The 6,555-nt window shown below is 59.7% G+C and carries 4 protein-coding genes; 1 reads left to right on the top strand and 3 read right to left on the bottom strand.

Translation table 11 applies throughout. From position 1 onward, the window contains the following. The first annotated feature begins 148 nt into the window (after positions 1 to 148). Positions 149 to 604, top strand: a complete 456-nt coding sequence (locus MF6394_RS31320) for a hypothetical protein (protein WP_078468212.1) — start codon at positions 149 to 151, stop codon at positions 602 to 604. Positions 605 to 686: 82 nt separating this feature from the next. Here the strand turns inward: MF6394_RS31320 and adeC are convergent, their stop codons facing one another. From adeC to MF6394_RS31305, 3 genes are read right to left on the bottom strand one after another with little or no spacing between them, the layout of a single operon-like run. Next, on the bottom strand, positions 687 to 2,144 hold the full coding sequence (gene adeC / locus MF6394_RS31315) for an AdeC/AdeK/OprM family multidrug efflux complex outer membrane factor (protein WP_003189337.1): 1,458 nt from the start codon (positions 2,142 to 2,144) through the stop codon (positions 687 to 689). Then, entirely contained in the window at positions 2,141 to 5,302 is a 3,162-nt protein-coding gene (locus MF6394_RS31310) for an efflux RND transporter permease subunit (protein ID WP_003189340.1), read from the bottom strand. The genes adeC and MF6394_RS31310 overlap by 4 nt, the downstream gene beginning before the upstream one ends. 3 nt (positions 5,303 to 5,305) lie before the next feature. Beyond that, positions 5,306 to 6,454 (bottom strand): efflux RND transporter periplasmic adaptor subunit, encoded by a 1,149-nt coding sequence (locus tag MF6394_RS31305; RefSeq protein ID WP_034134944.1) that lies wholly within the window; start codon positions 6,452 to 6,454, stop codon positions 5,306 to 5,308. Positions 6,455 to 6,555: the final 101 nt, after the last annotated feature.

Below are 6,555 nucleotides of genomic sequence, written 5' to 3'. Positions count from 1 at the left end.
ACGTAATTGTGAGGCGCCCGACTCGTCAGCTTCCGGCGCGCAGGGTTAGCTGTCTACTGTCAGGGTTAACAGTAGATCTTCTGATTTCATACGCCTATTTTCGAAAAGGCTGACAGTATCTTTTTTACGTGATCAGGGAGTGAATTTCATGAGCTTTGGATCAGATAGGGGTGAGTTTTTAACGTCCTCAAATACGTTCAGGGCGGAATTGATCAGGACGGTGCCAATTCAATTCGATAGTTTTGAGTTGAGCTACATCGAGGGTCACCATTTGCGAATTCGGTTGGGAATCGAAGGCAACCCTGGCTCGAAAAACGAACTGACCCTTGAGGCAGACGGTGATGGAAAAGAGCGTGCGTTCAAGCTGAAGGAGAATATGACTTACATTATCGGGCCTGGAGAAGGCCTTATCCGTGCCACGTTTGGGCTTGAAAGCGATGTCGAGTATTCCCCGCAAGAGTATTGGGGCAATTTGAGCGTCAAAAGCATTTCCAGCGATGGGTCTGGCGAGACCTCGATCCATGCCAGTTTTTCATTCGGTTGGACGACGGATGATGGCAAGGACATGGAGGTCAGATGCTCTAAGCTTGAGATCCATACATGAACTTATTTTGATAATGATTAAAACGGCATGACATAAAAAAACCGCTTCCGGTAAGGGAAGCGGTTTTTTCACACCTGCGCTATCAGAACAACTTCAACGGCGGTGCTTGTTCTTTCAACGGCTCGTTCTTCGCGGTCTGCTCGTTCCAGCCACCGCCGAGGGCCTTGTACAGGTTGACCTCGCTGGTGAGCTGCGCCAGGCGGTCGGTGATCAGCGATTGCTGGGCACTGAACAGTTGGCGCTGGGCATCGAGGAAGGTCAGGTTGCTGTCGACACCAATGCGGTAGCGACGCTCGGCCAGGCGGTAGTAATCCTGGTTAGCCTCGACGAAGCCGCGCTGGGCATCCAGTTGCTGCTTGTAGGTCGCACGCGCGGCGAGGCCGTCGGAGACTTCCTGGAAGCCGGTCTGGATGGCCTTCTCGTAGTTGGCCACGTTGATCTCTTTCTGGATCTTCGAGTAGTCCAGGCTTGCGCGCAGGCTACCGGCGTTGAAGATCGGGATGTTGATCTGCGGGGCAAACGCCCAGGTCCCCGAACCGCCTTTGAACAGGCCGCCCAGGGTAGGGCTGGCGGTGCCGGCGCTGGCGGTCAGGCTGATGCTCGGGAAGAACGCCGCACGGGCCGCGCCGATATTGGCGTTGGCCGCCTTGAGGTTGTACTCGGCCTGCACGATGTCGGGACGACGTTGCAGCAGGTCTGATGGCAACCCGGCCGGCACTTCGCTGAGCAGGTCATCGGACAGCGGCTTACTGGCGATATTGGCCGGCAGGCCGGTGCCCAGCAGCAGGGTCAGGCTATTTTCGTCCTGGGCCACCTGGCGGGTGTAACGCGCCAGTTGCACACGGGCGTTTTCCACCGAGGTGCGTGCCTGGCTGAGGTCGAGGGCCGAGGCCACGCCGACTTCATTGCTGCGCGAGGTGAGCTTGTAGCTTTGCTCGAACGCGGCCAGGGTGTCCTGGGTCAGCTTGAGCAGCTCCTTGTCGGCCTGCCAGGTCAGGTAGGCATTCGCCACGCTGGCCACCAGGCTGATTTGGGTGCTGCGGCGCGCTTCTTCAGTGGCGAAGTACTTTTGCAGCGCTTCTTCACTGAGGCTGCGAACGCGGCCGAACAGGTCCAGCTCATACGAACTGATGCCAAGGCCCGCCGAGTACTGGCTGGCGATGGTCGATTCGCCGGTCTGCGACAGCTTGGCCGGGGTACGCGAACGGCTGCCGTTACCGGTGGCCGATACCGCCGGGAACAGGTCGGCACGCTGGATCTGGTATTGCGCTGCATAGGCGTCGATGTTCAGCGCCGCGACACGCAGGTCACGGTTGTTCACCAACGCAGTCTGGATCAATTGCTGCAGGGCAGGGTCATGGAAAAACTGCTTCCAACCTTGCTCGGCAGCGGCCTGGCTCGGCGCCTGGGCCGACGAATACGCCGGCCCCTGCGGGAACTGCGCGGCCACCGGCGCTTCGGGACGCTGATAGTCAGGTATCAGCGAGCAGCCACTGAGCACGAATGCGGTGACGGCTAGGGAAAGTAGCGACTTGCTCATTGGCCAGCCTCTTTAGGAGTTTCAGTAGTGTCTTTCTTTTTGCGTTCGCCAGCGGCGGACACGGTTGCGTAGAACAGTGGCACCCAGAAGATCGCCAGCACAGTGGCCGTGATCATACCGCCGATAACGCCGGTACCGATTGCGTGCTGGCTGCCTGAACCGGCGCCGGTGGAGATTGCCAGCGGCAATACGCCGAGCATGAACGCCAACGAGGTCATGATGATCGGGCGCAGACGCATGCGGGATGCTTCGATAGCCGCCTCGACGATGCCTTTGCCTTGCTCGTGCAGTTCCTTGGCGAATTCCACGATGAGGATGGCGTTTTTCGCCGCCAGGCCCACCGTCACCAACAGGCCCACCTGGAAGAACACGTCGTTGGACAAGCCGCGCATGCTGGTGGCGATCAGTGCACCGATCACACCCAGAGGTACAACCAGAATCACCGCGATCGGGATCGACCAGCTTTCGTACAGCGCCGCCAGGCACAAGAACACGACCAGCAGCGAAAGTGCGTACAGTGCTGGCGCCTGGGAACCGGAAAGGCGTTCTTCGTACGACAGGCCTGTCCAGGCGTAACCGACACCGGCGGGCAGTTCTTTGGCGATGCGTTCGACTTCGGCCATCGCATCACCGGTACTGTAGCCCGGTGCCGGGGTACCGAGGATTTCCATCGCCGCTACACCGTTGTATCGCGAAAGCTTGGGCGAACCGTAGATCCACTGGCCCGACGAGATGGCCGACAGCGGCACCATTTTCCCGTCGTTGCTGCGCACGTACCATTTGTCCAGGTCTTCGGGCGACATGCGGCTGGCGGCGTCACCTTGTACATACACCTTCTTCACGCGACCACGGTCGATGAAGTCGTTGATGTAGCTACCACCCAAGGCAATGGCCAGGGTCTGCTGGATATCCGCGAGGCTGATGCCCTGGGCACTGGCCTTCTCGTCGTCAACGGTCAGCTCGTACTGCGGCTCGTCGTTCACGCCGTTAGGACGTACGCCGGCCAGCACCTTGCTCTGTGCTGCCGCGCCCAGGAACTGGTTACGTGCAGCCATCAGCTTGTCGTGGCCGACGCCACCCTGGTCTTGCAGGAACACGTCAAAACCGGTGGCGTTACCCAGCTCCAGTACCGAAGGTGGCACGATGGCAAATACCATGGCGTCCTTGAAGGCCCCGAAGAAGTAACCCTGGGCACGCTTGGCCACTTCGAACACCGATTGGGTCGAGTCACGCTCATCCCACGGTTTGAGCATCACGAACGCGAGACCCGAGCTCTGGCCACGGCCAGCAAAGTTGAAGCCGTTCACGGTAAACACCGACTTCACCGCCTTGCCTTCGCCTGGCTCGCCTTCCTTGTCGTTCAGCAGGAAGGCGCGCATGTCGTCGACGACTTTTTGCGTGCGCTCAGCCGAAGCACCAACCGGTGTCTGCACCTGGGCGAAGATCACACCCTGGTCTTCCTCAGGCAGGAACGCGCTTGGAATACGGGTGAACATCCAGATCATGCCGACCAGGATCAGCGCATACACCAGGAACGCAGGGATCTTGTGCTTGATCATGCCGCCCACGCCGCGCTCGTACTTGAGTACGCCACGGTCGAAGGTGCGGTTGAACCAGCCGAAGAAGCCGCGCTTGGGTTGGCCGTGTTTTTCCGGATCAATCGGCTTGAGCATGGTGGCGCACAACGCCGGGGTGAAGATCAGGGCAACCAGTACCGACAACGCCATCGCCGAAACAATGGTGATGGAGAACTGCCGGTAGATCACACCGGTGGAACCACCGAAGAACGCCATCGGCAGCAGTACCGCCGAGAGTACCAGGGCAATACCCACCAGGGCGCCCTGGATCTGGCCCATGGACTTGATCGTTGCTTCCTTGGGCGACAGGTGTTCCTCGGCCATTACCCGTTCGACGTTTTCCACCACAACGATGGCATCGTCCACGAGCAAGCCGATGGCCAGGATCATGCCGAACATGGTCAGGGTGTTGATGGTGAAGCCGCACGCCGCCAGGATCCCGAAGGTACCCAGCAATACCACCGGTACGGTCATGGTGGTGATGATGGTGGCACGGAAGTTCTGCAGGAACAGGAACATCACCAGGAACACCAGCACGATCGCTTCGACCAGGGTGTGAACCACACCGGAGATCGATTCGGTCACGACCGGGGTGGTGTCATAGGGCACCACCGCCTTCATGCCAGGCGGGAAGAACGGCTCCAGGGACTTGACTGTTTCGCGGATGGCCTTGCCGGTGTCCAGTGCGTTGGCACCGGCCGCCAGCTTGATCGCCATACCTGAAGCCGGCTTGCCGTTGAACTGTGCACTGATGCTGTAGTTCTGGCCGCCCAGTTCGATACGCGCGACGTCACCCAGGCGAACCTGGGAGCCGTCGGTGTTCACCTTCATCAGGATCTTGGCGAATTCTTCGGTGCTTTGCAGACGCGTCTTGCCGATGATCGTGGCGTTCAGCTGGGTGCCAGGCAGGGCAGGCAGGCCGCCCAATTGGCCGGTGGCCACCTGCACGTTCTGAGCCTTGATGGCATTGCTGACGTCCACTGGCGTGAGCTGGTAGTTGTTCAGCTTGGCCGGGTCGAGCCAGATACGCATGGCGTACTGCGAACCGAACACCTGGAAGTCACCCACCCCCGCGGTACGGGAGATCGGGTCCTGGATGTTGGACACGATGTAGTTGGAGAGGTCGTCCTTGGTCATGCTGCCGTCTTCCGACACCAGACCGATCACCATCAGGAAGTTCTTCACCGACTTGGTCACGCGGATACCCTGTTGCTGCACTTCTTGGGGCAGCAGTGGGGTGGCCAGGTTCAGCTTGTTTTGTACCTGAACCTGGGCGATATCCGGGTTGGTACCCTGGTTGAACGTCACGGTGATGGTCATGCTGCCGTCGGAGTTACTGTCCGAGGAGACATAACGCAGGTTGTCGATACCGTTGAGCTGTTGCTCGATGACCTGCACCACGGTGTCCTGCACGGTTTGTGCGGACGCGCCTGGGTAGGTCACCTGGATATCAATGGCCGTTGGCGCAATGGCCGGGTATTGGTTGATGGGCAACTTCAGGATCGAGAGTGCCCCGACCAGCATGATCACCAGGGCAATTACCCAGGCGAAAATGGGACGGTCGATAAAAAATTTCGACATGGATTACTCCCCTTGACCAGCAGCGGCAGCAGGCGCTGCAGCGGTACCGGCGGGTTTGGCGTTGGAGGCTTCCGTGACCTTCACCTCGGCGCCTGGCTTGACGTACTGCAAGCCTTCGGTGATGACGCGATCACCGGCATTGAGGCCTTTTTCCACCAGCCAGTAGGCACCGGCGGTACGGTTGGCAACCAGTTCGCGTTGCTCGACCTTGTTGTCCTTGTTCACGATCAGCGCCGTTGGAATGCCGCGCAGGTCGCGGGTCACGCCTTGCTGCGGCGCCAGGATGGCCTTGCTGTTCACACCGGCCAGCAGTTGGGCGTGCACGAACATGCCCGGCAGCAGCACGTGGTCAGGGTTGGGGAACACGGCACGCAGGGTCACGGAACCGGTGGTCTGGTCGACCGACACTTCGGAGAACTCGAGCTTGCCGTCCTGGGCGTAGGCCGTGCCATCTTCCAGGGTCAGCTTGACCTTGGCGGCGTTTTCGCCGGCCTTCTCCAGCTGGCCGCTTTCCAGGTCGCGGCGCAGTTTCAGCATTTCAGCCGAGGACTGCGTGACGTCGACGTAGATCGGGTCCAGTTGCTGAATCACGGCCATGGCATCGGCCTGGCCATTGCTGACCAGTGCGCCTTCGGTCACCGAAGAACGACCAATGCGCCCGGAGATCGGTGCAAACACTTTGGTGTAGCGCACGTTGATCTGGGCGGTTTGAACGTTTGCTTCGGCGGTCATGCGGTTGGCGACGGCAGTGTCGTATTCCTGACGGCTGACGGCCTGTTCATCGACCAACTGCTTGTAGCGGTCGCTGATGGACTTGGTCTGGGACAGGCTGGCTTGTGCGCTTTTCAGGGTGGCTTCATACACCGACGGGTCGATCTGGTAGAGCTGTTGCCCTTCCTTCACGTCGGCGCCTTCCTTGAACAGGCGCTTGAGAATGATGCCGTTGACCTGCGGCCGAACTTCCGCAATGCGGAAGGCCGTGGTGCGGCCAGGCAGCTCGGTGGTCAGGGTATAGGCTTGCGGTTGAATGGTGACCACGCCGACCTGAGGGGTTTGAGCGGGCGGTGCCGCTTCTTCCTTTTTACATCCGCTGAGCAGCGATGCCAGGGCGACGGCAGTGACCAGAGCGGTAACAGCTGGCTTAAGTTGCATGAAGATCCTCGGGTCAGGCGCGCAGAGTGCGCACAAGAAGTGTGGAAGGGTAAAAAACAAGCCGTGAGTGGATAAGTAGCTTGCTACGCAATATACTTACG

Source organism: Pseudomonas sp. MF6394, from assembly GCF_002018845.1.
GTDB lineage: Bacteria > Pseudomonadota > Gammaproteobacteria > Pseudomonadales > Pseudomonadaceae > Aquipseudomonas > Aquipseudomonas lactis.
This window is presented reverse-complemented; position numbering and strand designations above follow the sequence as displayed.